The organism is Giesbergeria giesbergeri (assembly GCF_054779375.1).
This window is the reverse complement of sequence record NZ_BAAGYJ010000003.1, coordinates 146,439-162,796: the sequence shown is the minus strand read 5'-3', so window position 1 is coordinate 162,796 and position 16,358 is coordinate 146,439. Positions and strand designations below refer to the sequence as shown.

General features: G+C 60.1%; 15 protein-coding genes. 7 read left to right on the top strand and 8 right to left on the bottom strand.

What is annotated here, in order from left to right:
- Positions 1-17 precede the first annotated feature (17 nt).
- Both ACYVB2_RS08710 and fahA read right to left on the bottom strand, forming a co-directional pair.
- Positions 18-791 (bottom strand): carbonic anhydrase, encoded by a 774-nt coding sequence (locus tag ACYVB2_RS08710; RefSeq protein WP_382431883.1) that lies wholly within the window; start codon positions 789-791, stop codon positions 18-20.
- Positions 792-959: 168 nt separating this feature from the next.
- Positions 960-2,309: a fumarylacetoacetase gene (fahA, locus tag ACYVB2_RS08705; RefSeq protein WP_382431885.1), complete on the bottom strand. Its 1,350-nt coding sequence runs from the start codon at positions 2,307-2,309 to the stop codon at positions 960-962.
- 252 nt (positions 2,310-2,561) lie between these two features.
- On the opposite strand from fahA, the gene minC reads away from it, so the two are divergent.
- The 3 genes from minC (at position 2,562) to minE (ending at position 4,460) form a co-directional block, all read left to right on the top strand.
- Positions 2,562-3,311, top strand: a complete 750-nt coding sequence (gene minC / locus ACYVB2_RS08700) for a septum site-determining protein MinC (protein ID WP_460536167.1) — start codon at positions 2,562-2,564, stop codon at positions 3,309-3,311.
- 62 nt (positions 3,312-3,373) lie between these two features.
- Positions 3,374-4,189 carry a septum site-determining protein MinD gene (gene minD, locus ACYVB2_RS08695; protein WP_460536164.1) on the top strand — a complete coding sequence of 272 codons (816 nt, stop codon included), beginning with the start codon at positions 3,374-3,376 and terminating at the stop codon, positions 4,187-4,189.
- 7 nt (positions 4,190-4,196) lie between these two features.
- Complete coding sequence (gene minE / locus ACYVB2_RS08690; RefSeq protein ID WP_382431891.1) at positions 4,197-4,460, top strand: cell division topological specificity factor MinE; 264 nt, start codon at positions 4,197-4,199, stop codon at positions 4,458-4,460.
- Here minE and recQ read toward each other — a convergent pair.
- Entirely contained in the window at positions 4,457-6,337 is a 1,881-nt protein-coding gene (gene recQ / locus ACYVB2_RS08685; RefSeq protein WP_382431893.1) for a DNA helicase RecQ, read from the bottom strand. The two genes, minE and recQ, sit on opposite strands and share 4 nt — an antisense overlap.
- Positions 6,338-6,489: 152 nt before the next feature.
- On the opposite strand from recQ, the gene ACYVB2_RS08680 reads away from it, so the two are divergent.
- Both ACYVB2_RS08680 and ACYVB2_RS08675 read left to right on the top strand, forming a co-directional pair.
- Entirely contained in the window at positions 6,490-6,723 is a 234-nt protein-coding gene (locus tag ACYVB2_RS08680; protein ID WP_382431895.1) for an FmdB family zinc ribbon protein, read from the top strand.
- Positions 6,724-6,889: 166 nt separating this feature from the next.
- The gene (locus ACYVB2_RS08675) at positions 6,890-8,257 is read left to right on the top strand and encodes a hypothetical protein (protein WP_382431897.1); all 1,368 of its coding nucleotides are present in this window, start codon (positions 6,890-6,892) and stop codon (positions 8,255-8,257) included.
- A gap of 33 nt (positions 8,258-8,290) precedes the next feature.
- Here ACYVB2_RS08675 and ACYVB2_RS08670 read toward each other — a convergent pair whose 3' ends face one another.
- The 4 genes from ACYVB2_RS08670 to lplT are packed head-to-tail and all read right to left on the bottom strand — an operon-like array spanning position 8,291 to position 12,901.
- Positions 8,291-9,205: a M48 family metalloprotease gene (locus ACYVB2_RS08670; RefSeq protein WP_382431899.1), complete on the bottom strand. Its 915-nt coding sequence runs from the start codon at positions 9,203-9,205 to the stop codon at positions 8,291-8,293.
- Positions 9,202-9,726, bottom strand: a complete 525-nt coding sequence (locus ACYVB2_RS08665; protein ID WP_382431901.1) for an SH3 domain-containing protein — start codon at positions 9,724-9,726, stop codon at positions 9,202-9,204. Before ACYVB2_RS08665 ends, ACYVB2_RS08670 begins: the two co-directional genes overlap by 4 nt.
- Positions 9,727-9,743: 17 nt before the next feature.
- A complete protein-coding gene (locus ACYVB2_RS08660; protein ID WP_382431903.1) occupies positions 9,744-11,576 on the bottom strand; it encodes a CHASE2 domain-containing protein in 1,833 nt (610 codons plus the stop codon).
- A 20-nt stretch (positions 11,577-11,596) separates the two neighbouring features.
- Positions 11,597-12,901: a lysophospholipid transporter LplT gene (gene lplT, locus ACYVB2_RS08655; protein ID WP_382431905.1), complete on the bottom strand. Its 1,305-nt coding sequence runs from the start codon at positions 12,899-12,901 to the stop codon at positions 11,597-11,599.
- A 160-nt stretch (positions 12,902-13,061) separates the two neighbouring features.
- On the opposite strand from lplT, the gene alr reads away from it, so the two are divergent.
- Both alr and ACYVB2_RS08645 read left to right on the top strand, forming a co-directional pair.
- Positions 13,062-14,189, top strand: a complete 1,128-nt coding sequence (alr, locus tag ACYVB2_RS08650; protein WP_382431907.1) for an alanine racemase — start codon at positions 13,062-13,064, stop codon at positions 14,187-14,189.
- A 130-nt stretch (positions 14,190-14,319) separates the two neighbouring features.
- On the top strand, positions 14,320-15,336 hold the full coding sequence (locus ACYVB2_RS08645) for a cytochrome-c peroxidase (protein ID WP_382431909.1): 1,017 nt from the start codon (positions 14,320-14,322) through the stop codon (positions 15,334-15,336).
- 74 nt (positions 15,337-15,410) lie between these two features.
- Here ACYVB2_RS08645 and ACYVB2_RS08640 read toward each other — a convergent pair whose 3' ends face one another.
- Positions 15,411-16,304, bottom strand: coding sequence for a CoA transferase (locus ACYVB2_RS08640; RefSeq protein WP_382431911.1), 894 nt, complete (start codon positions 16,302-16,304; stop codon positions 15,411-15,413).
- Positions 16,305-16,358 lie beyond the last annotated feature (54 nt).

Sequence of the window (16,358 nt, the reverse complement as noted above, 5' to 3'; positions counted from 1 at the left end):
GGGTTTCTACTGACGACTCAAAGTGACTCTTTGATGATCCGGCCATTGAGCGGCTGCACCGGACGGGCATTGGCGTTGAACAAGCGCCGGAACGCCTTGATCTGCTCGTGCCCCAGCGCCACCGGTTTTTTCAGCACCATCCATTGCACCGACTCGGAGCAGGGTGGCGTCGTCAAGGAGCCTTCAAAGGCGTAGTAGCCCCGTTCAGCAGGCAACAGATGAGCCAAATCGAGCACCAGTCCATCTACAGTGATCTTCTCGCCGGGACGGGGCAGGTGGTCAAACACTGGTGCGTAAGTAGCGTTCTTGGGTGTCGGGCTGGACTGGAACAACACCGCTACCACGCCCAATTGCCCAGTGGCATTTTTGTGGACAAAGTGCGCCACCATAGGCAGGTGCTTGCCCTGGATGGTTTCCTCGCTGGGGGTATGGAAGTGAAACTGCAATAGCTCGTAGGTTTGCTCGCCCACCTTGAGCTGGCTACCTGCCGCTACATTGACCTGCACAGTGTGTCCATTGTTGACAATGGTGGGTTCAGACTGGCCGTAGTGGAACTGCAAAGCAGGCAACTCAGCCTTGACGGTAGTGCTGATGTCTACCGGGCTTTGGTTGCGGCCTTTGGCGCAGGTCTCGAAGGTGGTGTCCAATTCGGCCCAGCGGGCTGGCCCTTCGTGGTCACCGTGGTAACTCCAGTGCGGGCCATGACCGCCAGCAGCATGGGCCAACCCAGTAGAGAAAACGGCCAATGCCAAGGCCAGGGTTTTGAGGGCATGGAAAGCAGAACCGGACATCGGGAAGTTCCTTCCTAAAAAACCAATCAACAAAGACGCACACCACAGGTGCGCGACCCAGTATAGAGCCGGCCTAGGGCCGTGAGCCCCCCAAAAAAAGGGACGGCATAGCCGTCCCTGGTGGTCGCAAACTAAAGGGGCCAAGGCGCCGCTCTAGCGCCGCTGTGTTCAGGTGTTGTCGCGGGCGGGCAGCACTGTGCCACGGCATTCACCAAAACCGATGCGGGCAGCACCGGGTTTTTCACACCAGCCACGGATGATGACGGTATCGCCATCTTCCAGAAAGCTGCGCTGCTCATCTGGAGCGCCAGGGCCGCTCAGGGTGATAGGCTCACGGCCCCCTTTGGTCAGCTCGATCAAGGCACCGGCCTCGGCAGGGGTGGGGCCAGAGATCGTGCCAGTCCCCAGCAAGTCGCCGGGCTGCAGGTTGCAACCACCCACGGTATGGTGGGCCAGCATTTGCGCCGCCGTCCAGTACTGGTGGCGGAAGCTGGTTTGCGATACCCGCACGGGGTTGGCCCCTGCGGCACGGCGCTGGGGGGTGTCGATAGCCACTTCGAGTTGAATATCCAGCGCACCAGCGGCGTTGTTGCTGGCATCGTTCAGATAGGGCAGGGGTTGGGGGTCGGTCTCGGGGCGCACCCACGCTTGGCGATAAGGGGCCAAGGCTTCCATCGACACAATCCAGGGCGATACGGTGGTAGCGAAATTTTTGGACAAGAACGGGCCCAAGGGCATGTATTCCCAAGCCTGAATATCGCGGGCCGACCAGTCGTTGAGCAGGCAAATACCAAAGATATGCGCTTCAGCATCGGCCAAACGGATCGCATTGCCCAGATCATTGCCAGGGCCCACATAAATGCCCAACTCCAATTCATAGTCCAGACGCTTGCAAGGGCCAAAGACGGGCTCGGTGGCACCGGCAGGCAGGGACTGGCCCAAGGGACGGCGGAATTCTTGACCACTAACGCCAATGCTGGAGACACGACCGTGGTAGCCCACGGGAATCCAGCGGAAATTGGGCAGCACGGGATCGGTGCCGTTATCGCCACGCAAAATCTTGCCAATGTTGGCCGAATGGTGCACTGAAGTGTAAAAATCCGTGTAATCGCCAATCTGGGCGGGCACGTTGTATTCCACCGCCACTTGGGGGATCAGGCAGGTGCGCAGCGCATCCACCTTGGGGCCTTCGGCCCCCTCCTGCAGCAGCGCAAACAGCCCATGACGCAGTGCCTGCCAAGCATCTGGCCCCAAACCCATGAGCACATTGAGGTTGTGGTAGGCACCAGCCAGTGCCGCCTCGGCAGCCCGGCCCTCCAGACAACCGACCACCACGACCCGTGCCAAATCAATCACTTGGTCGCCAATGGCAATGCCTCCACGGAAGGCTTCGTTCTCGCGGAAATGGCGAAAGACGGCAATCGGCAGATTCTGGATCGGAAAATCACAGCCGGGCACGTTGGCCGAAGCCAGCCAGCTGCGGGCGGCGGGATCATGGGTGTGGTTCAGTGCAATCATTCGGTCGATCTTTCTGGATGGAGAAAAAGGCCTGGCCCAAGGGCAGTAACAGTGCCACGGGGCCGGGTCAGTGCATTGTGGGGCCAATTGATATGCGTAGAAAACCGGATCTCCCCCTCTTTTACAGCGCAATCCCTACGTTGTTGTGCCACGCTGGATGCACAAGACAGGTGCATCCCATAAGCGCGCGCGGTACACTCCGCTGCTTATGGAAGCGCGCCCCTGATCGCTCCTTTTCAACCCCTCTCGCCCATGGCCATTGACACTGCGGTACAGAATCGCTCCAGCTTTGACCTCAAGAGCGCCTCGCTGCCCGTAGTGGCGGTGATGCTCAAGAGCACCGATGTCGGGGTGCTGGCCGCCGAGTTGGCCCAGCGCCTGGCCGACGACCCAGACTTCTTCGACAACGACCCGGTACTGATCGACCTGACCGGTGTGCGTGACGAGCCCAAACCCATTGACTTTGCAGCACTGGCCCACCTGCTGCACCAGCACCGCACGGTGCCGGTGGCAGTGCGTGGTGGCAGCACCGCACAGATGGCAGCCGCCCACAGTGTGGGCTTGGTGGCAGCCTCCGATGCCCCGCCCGCTCGCCCGCCAGCACCACCGGAGGTGCGCGAAATCATTCACGAGGTAGTGCATGAAGTAGAAGTGGTGCGGCCTGCACCCAGGGTGCCAGCCGTGGTGGTAGACAAACCCCTGCGTTCGGGGCAGCAAGTCTATGCGCGGGGCGCTGATCTGGTGGTGCTGGCAATGGTCAGCTTTGGTGCCGAAGTGATTGCCGACGGCAACATCCATGTGTATGCACCTTTGCGTGGGCGTGCCATTGCTGGCGCCAGGGGCGACACCGGCGCGCGCATCTTCACCACCTGTATGGACCCCCAGTTGATCTCGATTGCGGGCATTTACTGCACCACCGAAGTAGCCATTGCTGCCGAAGTCGTGGGCAAACCCGCCCAAGTGCGGCTCGATGGCGAAAAGCTGCTGATCGAACCGCTCTGAGCGTCTGCCCGCTGGCTTGAACCCACATCCGAATCTTACCTATTGCACAGGAATTTCAATCCATGGCCAAAATCGTTGTCGTGACCTCAGGCAAGGGGGGCGTGGGAAAAACCACCACCAGCGCCGCATTTTCTTCCGGTCTCGCGCTGCGCGGTCACAAAACAGCCGTGATCGACTTTGATGTGGGGCTGCGCAACCTTGACCTCATCATGGGCTGTGAACGCCGCGTGGTTTATGACCTGATCAACGTCATCCAAGGCGAAGCCAACCTCAGCCAAGCACTGATCAAAGACAAAAACTGCGATAACTTGTTTATCTTGGCGGCCTCGCAAACCCGCGACAAAGACGCACTGACCTTGGAAGGCGTAGGTAAAGTGCTCCAGGGTTTGGCCGAAATGGGATTTGCCTATATCGTCTGCGATTCTCCAGCCGGTATCGAAACCGGCGCCCTGATGGCCATGCACTTTGCCGACGAGGCCTTGGTAGTGACCAACCCCGAAGTCTCCTCAGTGCGCGACTCCGACCGCATTTTGGGCATGTTGGGCAGCAAAACGCAACGGGCCATCGACGGTGGCGAAGCGGTCAAAGAACATCTGCTTATCACCCGCTACGATCCCAATCGGGTCGAAGATGGTCACATGCTGTCTATCACCGACATCCAAGACATTTTGCGCATTCCGCTGATTGGGGTGGTGCCTGAGTCCGAAGAGGTGTTGCAAGCCTCCAATCAAGGCCTGCCCGCCATTCACCTCAAGGGCACTGATGTGGCCGAGGCATACCATGATGTGGTAGCACGCTTCTTGGGCGAAGACAAGCCCATGCGTTTTACCGATGCGCAAAAGCCCAGCTTCTTCAAGCGCATCTTTGGCGGGAGGTAGGCTGCGCATGTCCTTGCTGACCTTGTTTCTGGGAGAGAAAAAAACCTCTGCCAATGTGGCTCGTGAGCGCCTGCAAATCATTTTGGCGCACGAGCGCACTGGGCGCAATGCAGCCATGCCCGACTACCTGCCCGCTTTGCAGCGCGAGTTGCTGGCCGTCATTTCCAAGTATGTGTCGATTGATCTGGACGACATCAAAGTCCATCTGGAACGCCAAGAGAACCTCGAAGTGCTGGAAGTGAAAATCGAGCTGCCCGAAGTTCTGCGTTAAACCCTTGGTGAGTTGCATACCCGCAGCACTTCGGCCCCGTAGGCTTGCAATTTTTTGGCCCCCATGCCGCTAATACCTTGCAAATCCGCCAGTGTGCCCGGCTGCTGCTGCGCAATGGCGGCCAGCGTGGCATCGTGAAAAATCACATAAGCAGGCAAACCATGCTCGCGGGCCACCTCGGCACGCCAGGCTTTCAAGTTGATAAAACGGGCCAAGGCTGCCTGGTCTAGCCCCTCGGCCACAGGGGGCAGGCTGGCGGCTGTGCGGCGCTGACGGCGCTCACGCAAACCAGCAGGGGCTGCTACCGAAGCGCGCAAACGCACCGGCTGCTCGCCACGCAGCACCGCCCGTGAGGCATCGGTCAGGCACAGGGTATCAAAGCTGTGCCCATTGTCCAATTGCACCTTATGCAATCCCACCGCACCGGTGGCTAACAACTGACGCAGCACCGCACGCAATTGCAACTCGCCAAATTCTGGCCCAATACCAAAGGTAGAGAGCTTGTCGTGACCATATTGCACGATTTTGTCGGTACTTTTGCCACGCAACACATCCAGTGTGTGCTGGGTACCAAAGTTGAGTCCACTGGCCTGTTGGATACGGTAGATGGTCGATAGCAGCTTGCGTGCGCAGTCGGTAGCATCCCAAACTTCGGGGGGGTGCAGGCAATTGTCGCAATTGCCGCAGGGCGTCGATGCCTCGTCAAAATACGCCAACAGGCGCACCCGGCGGCAGTCCGTAGCCTCGGCCAATGCCAACAGCGCCTCTAGCTTGCCACGCAGCGCCTGTTTAAACTCTTCAGCGGCGGGGCTTTCATCAATCATGCGCCGCTGGTTCACCACATCGCTCAAGCCATAAGCCATCCAAGCATGGGCGGCCAGCCCATCGCGGCCCGCACGGCCTGTTTCTTGGTAGTAGCCTTCGATGTTCTTGGGCATATCGACATGGGCCACAAAGCGCACATCGGGCTTATCGATGCCCATGCCAAAGGCAATGGTGGCCACCATGACAATGCCCTCTTCGCGCAGAAAGCGATTTTGGTGCTCTTGGCGCAACTCGGCGGGCAAACCAGCATGGTAGGGCAGTGCCGCAATGCCGGCATGGGCCAACATTGTGGCCAACTCCTCCACCCGTTTGCGAGACTGGCAATAGACGACCCCCGCATCGCCCGCATGTTCGTCTTTAATGAAGCGCAGCAATTGGCCCGTCACGTCTTTGCCTTTTTCAGCAATGGTGTAGCGGATATTGGGCCGGTCAAAACTACTGACAAACAGCCGCGCCTCTTCCAGCTGCAGCCGCTCAATGATGTCGGCACGGGTCAAGGCATCGGCAGTAGCTGTCAGGGCAATGCGCGGCACAGCCGGAAAACGCTCATGCAGCACGCTCAGGGCACGGTATTCGGGCCGAAAATCATGGCCCCACTGGCTTACGCAATGGGCCTCGTCAATGGCAAACAGGCCCAAGCCCCCCTGCTGATACAGTGCATCGAGCAGTGCCAAAAACCGTGGTGTATTCACACGCTCAGGGGCTGCGTAGAGCAAGGTGATGGCACCCGTGCGCAGGCGCTGCTCCACCTCCTGCGTCTGCTGCCAATCCAGTGTCGAATTGAGAAAGGCGGCCTCCACCCCCGCTTCGTGCAAAGCGCCCACTTGGTCTTGCATCAATGCAATCAGTGGTGAGACCACAATGGCTAAGCCTTGGCCTTGCTGTTGGCGCACGATGGCTGGAATTTGGTAGCACAGCGATTTGCCCCCGCCCGTGGGCATGAGCACCAGCGCATCGCCCCCGGCAATCACGTGCTCAACAATGGCCTGTTGTGGCCCCCGAAACTGCGGGTAGCCAAAAATGTGGTTCAAGACCGAAAGCGCAGCAGACAAGGCAAAACTCTTTGTGTGGGTGGGAGTGGTGGAGAAAGGCCCGCAGGCACATGGGCCTTATTGTGCGCTGGGCGCCAATCCAGCAAGGTGGCCTTGGCAAGACCTCTGCCGGTGCTGAGAATAGACCCTTTTATCTGGATACACGCTCTGCTATGCCCATCTATGAATATGCTTGCCAAGACTGTGGCCATGCTTTTGAAACCTTGGTGCGCTCGGGCACTGTGCCTGCATGCCCCAGTTGCCAGTCGCAGCAGTTAGAAAAACAACTGTCGGTGTTTGCCACTACCAACGAGGCTGCCCGGACAGTGCCCTTGCCTGCCAGCCCCTGCGGCAGTTGCAGCCATCCCGGCGGGCCGGGTGCCTGTGGCTTTGCAGGGATGCACTAAAAGCCCTGCGGAATGTGGGCCAGTGCAGCCGCCCAAAGGGCTATCGTTGATCCCACATTGGGGTGGTTAAGGCTGCACCGCTGCTGTGCTGTCGTGGGTGCACAGCCGTCTTTTGCCCTGTTTTTTGCTGGAATACCAGTGACAGATTTGCGGTTCAATGGCAGCCATGACTGTTCATCTGGACTCCTCTCTGCCTCCTGCGGCGGCCTTGCCGGGTAGTGCGGCAACCCGCCCAAGCAGTCCCTTGCTGCCGCGTGAGACGCCAGCGCCGGTGGGTGCTGCTCCTGCCACCACCGCGCCCCCTGCACCCACTGCGGGGGCGCTGGTGCATATCTCGGCCCAAGGGCGCCAGAGTCTGGGGCAAGCAGCAGCTCAATTGCACAACCAAAATACCCTCTTGCAGGCGCTGGGTGCGCCACTTCAGGCTGGTGTGCCCCTCCCGGCCACACGAACAACCACACCGCTGCCAAAGGCAGCACCAACACCCTCTACAGTGCCCACCTCGACAGAGCACAGTGCGGCCCAAGCGCCTGCACTGCCTGCACAGCACAGCCCGCCACTGCCCACCAATGCCTGGATTCAGAGCTATGCTGGTCACAAGCAAGACTTGCCTACCTTACCACCAGCGGCCCCCAAAATGCTGCTGACCAGCCATTCGGACGCCACCACCACAGACCCCTCCACCACAGGCCACCCAATCGGGGAAAAGACCATCGCCAGACCGGCAGCAATGCACTGGCCCTCCCACGGTGTGGGCAAGCCATTGCACACCTTGGTACAAACCTTGGTGCAGCAAGCCACGGCGTTGCTAGGCCCCCAGCGGGTGCTGGCAGCGCAGCACTGGCCTGCCGCACTGGTACCTGTGGTAGACCCACAACCCCCTGCCAAGGCCGAGCCAGACCTGGCCCCTTTGCAAACTTGGCTGGTTCACCAAGGGGTGGTACAAACCCGAGAGGGGCCACGCGGGGTGTCCATCACCTTGCGGGTGCCTACACCTTGGCTACGCGCTTGGGAACAAGCGCAGGCCACCGCCCAGCCATCGCACACAGGCAATGGTTGGCTCGGCAGCCCACAACCGGCACCCAGCGCAGGAACCGGAACACCACGCCCACTGCAAGCAGTCTTTGTGGGGCCATCGGCCAGCCTGCAATCGGGCACCTTGGCATTGGCCTTGGAATCTCCAGGCATGGCCGGGATGCGCACCAGTGCGCTCATGCTGCTGGAGTTTCAGCCACTGTTGCGCTCGTCAGCCAGCGCACAGGCCAGCACACTTTATGGTCGCCATAGTGCCCCCCATCTGCGCCAAGACCCTTGGCTGCACATGGCGACCATCCAAGCCAGTGGCCATGTTCACCATGAAGAGGAGGACATGGTGCATCCCAGTGCGGCCCTGTGCGACACCCCAGGCTGCCCCTACCAAGGCGAAACAGCCTGTGTGCAGCCTTTCTGCATGGCCTTGCGTGGCCCAGCGCCAGTAGATGCATTGGCTGGCAGCTCCAGCACCCCCAGCCCCCACACACCGGGGCTGCGCTGAAGATGCGGGGCATCTGTGGCAGAAAAAGCCCGCTTAGCGCAATTGACGGCGCATGGCCAAGAAACGTTTCTCGTTCTCGGTGGTGTCGGCCTGGGCCAGTTGGCTACTCACCATGGGTTCAATGCGCTGGCTGCGCTCGGTGGGTGCTGGGTGGGTACTGAACAAAATGCTGTAGTTGGCATCGCCCTTGGAACCAGAGGCCGCATACAAGCGCAGCACATTGGGCAAACCTTGGGGGCTATAGCCAGCGCGTGCGGCATACAACACACCAAGGCGGTCGGCCTGGAATTCATCGCTCTGGTCTAGCCCCCGGCTATAGATGTTGCGCACGGCATTGACCATCGCACTGCTCACCACCCCACTGCCTGCTTTGGCCTTGACCACACCCCCAGCTATTTGGGCAAAGCCGCCCTTTTTCAGGGCCGCAAGGTAGTGACCGCGGGTGACATGGGCAATCTCATGGGCCAGCACACCTGCCAACTCGGCCTCGGACTCCAGTTGCTTGAGCAACCCCAGCGTAATGAAGATGTAACCACCGGGGGTGGCATAGGCATTGACAGCATCGGTATCAATGACACCAAAGCGCCAGGCAAACTGGATGGGCTTGCCCTCTTTGTCTAGGGGTTTATCGGCCTGAGAGGCCACCCAGACACCCACTTGGTTGACATAGCGTTGCACGCGCTCGTTGCGCAACAAGGGGCGCGCGCCCAATAACACTGCCGAGAACTCGGTGCCCAGCGTACGCTGCTCGGCAGCAGTGTAGTCTTTAAAAGCAGCCGTGGCACCACTGACCACGTCATGCACCACATCCAAGGTGTTGTGGCCTGTGCTGCCACCGCCCAATTGGCCGACCAAATTGCCCACAGGGGCCACGCTCATGGTCTCGCAGGCACTGAGCAACAAGGTGCCCAACAGCAAAGCGGCAAGGCGGGTAGGCTTGGTGATCATGGTGCATCTCCCTTGGGTGTGGCAAATGAACGGGCTTGCAATTTTCCGTTGCGGGCAAACTGTTCAGCCTGTGCTGGTGTGACGGCATAGGTTTCCAGCATCTGCACTTCTGCTGGGGCAGGCTGGGCTTGGGCCAATTGCTCGGGCGTGAGGCCGCGCGTGCCGGTGGTGGCTGTGGGCCGGTTGCTGTTGGCGGTAAACAAGCCCGCCACTCCCGTCAGAGGGTTGGTTTGGCTGCTGGCGCTGGTGCTGCTCACTTCCAGTTTGACATGGGTCACACGCACCCAACCTTCGCGCTTGTTGACACGCACTTTGAGCCAGCCACCCTGGGTTTCGAGGTGCTCGACCTGAGCACCAGAGTCCAGCTGCTCCAATACCTTGGCATCCAAGGCGGGGCCGGCGCGCAAGGTGGTGGCGGTGGCCACTTCTACCGTTTTGGCCCAGGCACTCACACCCAGTGCCAACCCTACACCGGCACACAGCCAATGCCGCCAGCGGCTCAGAAAGAATGAAGTATTCACGGTATCTCTCCTGTGGTTCAGGGCTTGCGCCGATGTGGCTCGAACAACCGCACCGCCTGTTCGCGGCCCTTGACCGTAAAGTCGCCCCGGTCAATGAAGTCAAAGGCATCACCACAACGTTCTCGGGTGGTCTCAGAGACCAATACCCTGGCTACGCCTTTGGTGCAACCCTCGATACGGCTGGCCAAATTCACAGTATCTCCGATAGCGGTGTAATCCAACCGCTGGCTACTGCCCAGAAAGCCTACCACGGCAGGCCCAGTATGCACACCCACGCCAATATCAAAACGGGCGCTGGGGTCGTCCAGCTCTGCCATAAAGCGTTCTAGTGCCTCACCCATCGCCAGTGCAGCCTCCACGGCCAACCGGGCATGGTCGGCTTGGGCCATAGGCGCACCCCAAAAGGCCATGATGGCATCGCCAATGAACTTGTCCAGCGTGCCTTGGTGGGCAAAGATCACTTGCACCTGGGCATCAAAGTAGTGGTTGAGCAACGCCACAATAGCCTCGGGTGGGCGGTGTTCCGACAAATGGGTAAAGCCCCGGATGTCAGAAAACAGCACCGTGATCTCCCGACTGGCCGTCACTTGGGCTTGGGCCACCTGCTGCGCATCGGCAATTTGCGCCACGATGCGCGGGTCCACAAAACGCGAGAACATCGCCTGCACATGGCGGCGCTGGCCCATCTCTAGCCGAGAACTCAGCAAGCCAAAAGCCAGCAGAGCCATGGTGCCCCACACCAACGCCGACACAGGTATCCAATACACATGGCGCCCCAGTAACCCAGCACTGGCCCCCAGCGCCCCCACTATCACCAATGCCTGCACCGCCACAATCCAACCCACAGGCCGGTGCAGGCCAAAAGCCAGTGCCACCCCCACGATGCTCAGCAACGCCAACAACGGGTTGGCCCAAACTGGCGCATCGCGCAGCCAATCGCCCGCTTGCAGATTGGCCAGTGCCGTAGCCAACACAAAGGCACCAGGGGTAGTAGCGTCCAGCGGCGTGGGCACAAAATCCAGCAAGCCGGGGGCAGTGGAGCCCAAAACGATGATCTTGCCACGGGCATCAAAGGGCAAGGCTCCGCTGCCAGTTTGGGTGGCCAAATAGGCTTGGGCATAGGGAATGCGGGTGAACTCCTGACCATACCAGTGCAACCGAAAGCGCGGCTGGGCCGGTTGCGGCAGGTTCAGTGCTTGTGCAACCCGCCCCACCAAATGGGGAATCCACCACCCCTGGACAATGCGGCCCGTTTCGGTCTCGCGGCCTGTGCCATCGGCATCCTTGATGAAGTTGATATACCCAGTGCGCCAGACCTCGGCAGGCAAAGCTGCTGGGCCATCAATGCCATAACGCGCATCGGGGTTGGCACCGGGCAGGGCGCGCAAGCCCATCGCCGGTGGGGCCAAGGCCAGCGGTGCTTGGTCGGTAGAATCCTCCATCAGCACCATAGGCACAAAGGCCCGCTCAAAGCGCAAAGCTTGGGCCAGCGCCACATCGTTGTGCGGGCGAAAACGGTCGGGCGTATTGAAGATCAGATCAATGACGATGGCACGCGGCTGCTGGGCCGCCAGCTGCTCGATCAGTTCCGCATGAATCACGCGCGGCCAAGGCCAAACCCCAGCCAACTCAAACATCTGCGGATTCTTGAGCGAAGGTTGGTCAATATCGATCACCACCACATCGGCGGGGGGCACACGGCTTTGGGCTTGCCAGCGCAGCAAGGCATCGCCCACGCGCTGATCCAGCGTGTCGAGCCGGTGCAGCCAGAGCAGATCTCCTGCAGCCAGCACCAACAACACCAGCGCCAGTAAGGTATGCAAGATGGCGCGGCGGCTGGGTGCAGGCATGGTACAGGTGCGCAGCAGGATCAGTGGTGTGCGTCGTGGCGGGCAATGTGCAGCAGGTGCTCTACTTCGTGGCTATGGTGGGTGCAGTTGTGGCAGTGCCAGCGCCGAATGATCCACATCGTGCCAGCCACCACAATGCCAAAGACCGCAATGGCACCAAAGGCCGACAGCCCCAGTTTGGTAGACAGTGCATACAAGCCCCCCAACCCCAAAATACAGGCTTGCTCATTGAAGTTTTGCACCGCAATAGAGCGCCCCGAACCCATCAGGTTATGGCCCCGGTGCTGCAACAGTGCATTCATGGGCACCACCAAAAAGCCGCCCAAGCCCCCCAACACAATCAAAAAGGGCACAGCCAGCCAGATGGTATCGATGAAATTCATCAAAATCACCAGCACCCCCATGGCAATGCCCAATGGAATGACACGGGTAGCGCCATCTAGGCGCATCCGGGCCGAGGCCAGCACTGCCCCAGCAGCCGTACCAATGGCCACCACCCCGACCAAAGCCGAAGCCGAAGTGGTGCTGTAGCCCAGCGCAGCTGCAGCCCAAGCCAATACGATATAGCGCAAATTGCCCGATACCCCCCAAAACAAAGTAGTTGTGGCCAACGAAATCTGACCCAGCCGGTCATGCCACAAACGCCGGTTGCAGCGCCAAAAATCGGGCAACAGCGCCAAGGTGCTGGCCAGCACACTGTGTTGTGGATCGTGGCGCAGTGGCCGCATTTCAACGCCCGTGTGCGGGATGCGGGTATTGAACCAAGCAGCGGCCAGATACAGGCTGATCAGCGTAGCAATTGCTACTTCGGGTGCGGTATCAATGCTGGTATCCATTCCCGGCACATCAATGCCCAACAACAACGGCGCAATGACGGGCCCCACCAATTGCCCACCCAACAACACGCCCAAGATGATGGAGGCGATGGTCAAGCCCTCAATCCAACCATTGGCCTTGACCAATTGCGAGGCCGGCAACAACTCCGTCAGGATGCCGTACTTGGCTGGTGAATACGCCGCGGCCCCCAGCCCAACCACCGCATAAGCCAACAGCGGATGCGAGCCAAACAGCATCATCAAGCAACCCACCACCTTGATGGCATTGCTGACAAACATCACCCGCCCTTTGGGCAGTGCGTCGGCAAACGCACCCACGAAGGGCGCCAAAATGACATAAAACAGTGCAAACATAGGCACCAGCGCGGCACGCTGCCACTCGGGTGCGCCGCCGGTGCGCAACAGCTCCACAGCGGCCACAAACAAGGCATTGTCGGCCAGCGAGCTGAAAAACTGCGCCGACATGATGGTGTAAAAACCGCGCTTCATCAATGAATGGCCATAAGGGGAGTGCTGGGGCGAAGGCAGTGGCCCGGTGCAGAAAAAAAGGGGGCGCTGGCGGCTGCAATGGCAAAAGATGGGCGGTTATATCACGCAAGCGGTTCCATTGCGGTGCCAGAATCCCCCGCATATTCCCTGAGTGCCAGCCATGCCGCGCCCTATCCACGCCACCATCCATACCCTTTCTCTGCAACACAATTTGGCCCGCCTGCGCACGGCAGGGGCTGATGCCCGCCTATGGGCCGTCGTCAAGGCCAATGCCTACGGCCACGGCATTGAGCGCGTTTTTGAAGGGCTGCGGGCCGCCGATGGCTTTGCCTTGCTCGACTTGGATGAGGCAGCACGGGTGCGCCAACTGGGCTGGCGTGGCCCAATCTTGTTGCTAGAAGGTGTGTTTGAACCGCGCGATCTGGAGTTGTGCTCACGGCTGGGGCTGTGGCACACCATCCACTGTGAGGCACAGATCGACTGGCTGGCCGCACACAAGACACAGATGCCACACCGTGTGTTTCTCAAAATGAACTCCGGCATGAACCGGCTGGGCTTTACGCCACAGCGTTTTCGCAGTGCTTGGGCACGGCTCAATGCTCTGCCACAGGTAGAAGAGATCTCATTTATGACCCACTTCAGTGATGCCGATGGCCCGCGCGGCATCGCCCACCAAATAGCCACCTTTGCCACGGCCACCCAAGACCTGCCCGGCGAGTGCACCTTGGGCAACAGTGCTGCTACGCTGCGCCACAGCCAGAATGTGCTGGCCCGTGGCGACTGGCTGCGCGAAGGCATTGCGCTCTATGGCAGCTCCCCCGACCACCCAGAGCACTGCCTGCAAGACTGGGATTTGCGGCCCGCCATGACCTTGGGCACCCGCCTCATTGGCATGCAGCAACTCCAAGCGGGTGATACCGTGGGCTATGGCTCCTGCTTCACTGCCAATGGCCCAATGCAAATTGGCGTAGCCGCCTGTGGCTATGCCGATGGCTATCCGCGCCATGCCCCTACAGGCACGCCAGTGCTGGTCAACGGCATCCGCACTCGGCTGGTGGGCAGGGTCAGTATGGATATGTTGACGGTGGATCTGACCCCCGTGTTGGCCGCTGGTGGGCCGGTGGACTTGGGCAGCGAAGTGACGCTGTGGGGGCGCGCCACCAATGGCACCGTGCTGCCCATTGACGAAGTGGCCCAGGCTGCAGGCACCGTGGGCTATGAGCTAATGTGCGCGCTGGCCCCCAGAGTGCCCGTGGCGGTAGAGCCCGGAGATGGCCCACTTTGTTGAGGTGCATCAAGGTCTGCCCACCCCATTGTTTTCAGAATGCAATTTTGGGGATGGTCTACGCCTTTGCAAGCAAAGTGCTGGTGGGGTGAAGCAGGCTATTCCTTGTCTGTGCCAGACAAAGGGGTGCATCATGAAACAGCGTTCTACTTTCCGTGCCATTCTGGGAGGGCTAACCACCACAGCCCTGCTGGCTATGGGGGCCGTCCAAGCCAAAGACATGGCCCCAGAACCGATACAGCCTGTCCCAGCAGCCAAGGTGACGCATCCGGCCAAAGTGGAGTTGGGCAAAAAGCTGTTTTTTGATCCGCGTCTGTCGCGTTCAGGCTTTATCTCGTGCAACTCCTGCCACAACCTGAGCATGGGTGGCTCAGACAACCTCAAAACATCTATTGGCGACAAATGGCAAAAAGGCCCGATCAACTCGCCCACAGTGCTCAACTCCAGCCTCAATCTGGCCCAGTTCTGGGACGGGCGCGCCAAAGACTTGCGCGAGCAGGCCGGTGGCCCCATTGCCAACCCTGGCGAGATGGCATTCACCCACGATCTGGCCGTAGACCTGTTGCGATCCATTCCAGAGTACGTGAGCGAATTTAAAAAGGTGTTTAGCACCGACAAGCTCAGCATTGACGAAGTCACACTGGCCATTGCTGCTTTTGAAGAAACGCTGGTCACACCCGATGCACGCTTTGACCAATGGCTCAAGGGCAACAAAAAGGCACTGAATGCACAAGAACTGCGCGGCTATCAAACCTTCAAGGCCAGTGGTTGTGTGGCGTGCCACAACGGCGTGAATGTGGGCGGCAACTCATTCCAAAAAATGGGCATTGTGGAGCCTTACAAAACCGACAACCCCGCTGAAGGTCGCGCCGGAGTGACCGGCAAGGACGCCGACCGCTTCAACTTCAAAGTGCCAACACTGCGCAATGTGGCACTGACCTATCCGTATTTTCATGATGGGGCTGCCGACACCTTGAGTGAAGCAGTGGACACCATGGGACGCCTGCAACTGGGCAAGACGTTTACCCCGGCAGAAAATGCCGACATCGTGGCCTTTTTGAGAACCCTGACCGGCAAACAACCCCAGCTCACGCTGCCCATTTTGCCCCCTTCCAGCGACCAAACCCCACGGCCCAAGCCGTTTGAGTGAGTCTGCACGCCGCGCCATCGCAAGCAAAGCGGGCATGGGCCACACCCTCTGGCCCCACCACCATCCGCCCCCCATCAAGGCAGGGTGTAAAGCGGAATATCTTTGTCGTGTGCCAGCACTTGCAGTTGGGCACGGGTCTGCGGAGCCACAAACTGGGCAATAGCCGCATGGGTGCTGGCCGTGCGCAAAGTGGCAGCATCACCTTGCGGGGGCAGACCGGCTGCCTCACACAGGCGGGCCGCAAAATGAGGCTCCAAGGCCGCCATGGCAACCCTGCCATCAGCACAGGGATACATCTGGTAGCCAGCATGGGCACCGCCGGTGTCGCTGTCAGCGTGCATCAGCCCCCATGTGGCGGGCAGTGCCATCCATTGGGCCGATTCAGCCAGCCCCACGTCCAAGCACACGCCTTGTCCATCTTGGGCACACGCCAATTGGGCCTGCAACACGGCCTCACTGGCGGCCAAGCTACCTGCCATGTCGGCCAACAGGGTGGGGGGCATCTGCAAGCCTTGCAACAGCCCCGCTTCGGCTTGGTAGGTCAAGTCGTGACCTGGCTCTTCGGCACGCTGGCCCGTAGCGCCCACAATGCGCACCAGCGACAGCTGGGGGTAGCGGGCATGCAGTGCCTCCCAGCCCAGCCCCAGCTTGTCCAGCGCCGAGGGCCGAAACGAGGTGAGCAGCACGTCGGCGTTGGCCAACGCGGCATGCAGCACGGCTTGGCCCTCGCTGGTCTTGAGGTGGGCGTGCAATACCCCCACACCATCGTGCAAGGCAGCATAGGCCACTGGGCTGTAGTGGCCCATAGGGTCGGCAGTAGGCTGCCCCAGCGGGGGCGGCGGCTCCAGCTTGGTGCATTGTGCGCCCATCGCCGCACAGCGCAGCAGCGCGGCGGGGCCAGGCAGGTTCAGCGCCAGACTCAAAATACGGACGCCCCGCAGGGGTTGAACAGAAAAGGTAACAGTCATAACAAAATCGGTAGATCCAACAACAACCAAGCCATTGTGACGGCCCAAGCAGCT